The sequence below is a fragment of the Shewanella inventionis genome (assembly GCF_014641855.1).
Lineage (GTDB): Bacteria > Pseudomonadota > Gammaproteobacteria > Enterobacterales > Shewanellaceae > Shewanella > Shewanella inventionis.
Genome location: NZ_BMII01000102.1, coordinates 1 through 1,391, shown reverse-complemented (window position 1 = coordinate 1,391; position 1,391 = coordinate 1). Strand labels below are relative to the sequence as shown.

The window sequence follows — 1,391 nt, the reverse complement described above, 5'->3', positions numbered from 1 at the left end:
CATACACTGGACCTTAAGCATTAAGGCCTGCAAAAACTCCATCTAACGTTATGTCTTTTCTAGATTTTCTTTGTTGTGACTTTTTTGCGTTTATTGTTATATAGCTGACCGCCCAGTCTATCTTTTCTGTTATTTCTGACCAAGCCCGATGACAGATACACTCAAAGATTGGCAGTAGCCAAACGTCCACATTCTTTGCCGCTTTGAACAGCGAAACTGAAGGCATGATGCGCATCGCAGTGCTGCGTCTGATGATAAGTGCCAACAGGCTGGCCCATACTAGGCCGTCAACTATCGCTTTCTGCGCGGTGGCAAATCTCTGCCAGTTTGTATGTGATTTCAACTCTTTGAACAGCAGTTCAACCTGCCAGCGGCAGCGGTAAATCGCCATAATGTCATCGGCTGAGTAAGACTCTGCCGGTAAGTTGGTTAGCCAGATGCAAAATCGTTTTTCTTCTGCAAACCAACGCCTTATCACTCGAAATTCCTGCGTTCCCCGCAGGGCTTTTAGGTCAAGCACTTCTGAGCGATTGGTGCGACGCGTGATGTCTTTAAGCTTCATTCCGGCAAGCTTAGGCAGTACACGGCCCTTGCCATTTCTAGCTTCAACTATTCTTGGGTTGAGTGACTTTTGCCCCCGAAAAATATAGAACCCTTGATGCCGTTCCACATTGGCAAAATATTCGAAATCAGGATAGCCCGCATCAGCCAGAAGCAGTGTATTTTTCATTCTAAAGGCCATGGGGAGATAGGTTCTTTCTGAAGCGGTATCAGCACTTATCGCCATTGCCGTGGGGTTAAATGTGCGCAATGACAGGGTCATATGGCACTCTATCGCGGCTGGATTACGCTTAAAGCGGCTTGGGTACACGTCAGCTAACGCCTTGTGAACATGAAAAGAACTGCCGTCCTGAAGCAAAATATCATCAAAGCCTAACAACTTCTTCGGAAGCGAAGCGCATTGTTGGCGAGCAAACTGAGCGATAGCCAGCTGAACCAATTGCTTCATAAAATCAGCAAAGGCGGCTTTGCGGAGCTGATTATGAAAAGGTTTGTAAGCCACATTATCATTTTCTGTCAGACACATACCATTAAACTGACGATGTAAGTCAGCAATGGCATGGCAGTTCCCTTTGCTCAACGCAGAGAGCAAGCTCGGTACCAATAGTTCAGGTAATACAGCGCGATTTCGCTGTATAAACCCTGTGCGCTTAGCCATTTTTTGAAGGATGTCTGCATTGAAGAATTGCATAAATTGCTTTTTTAAGGTGATAATTGTCATCGGCTTTATTTATTGGTCATGTTGATTTGTTTGGCGACAATTATCAGATCATAAATAAGGCCTTTTTTCTATCTAAAATATAGGTTTATTGCTAAAGATCCTGTCTATG

At 44.6% G+C, this 1,391-nt stretch carries 1 protein-coding gene; it reads right to left on the bottom strand.

Annotated features, from left to right (window positions below; translation table 11 throughout):
- Nucleotides 1-13 precede the first annotated feature (13 nt).
- On the bottom strand, nucleotides 14-1,282 hold the full coding sequence (locus IEW93_RS21740; protein WP_188741273.1) for an IS4 family transposase: 1,269 nt from the start codon (nucleotides 1,280-1,282) through the stop codon (nucleotides 14-16).
- Nucleotides 1,283-1,391: the final 109 nt, after the last annotated feature.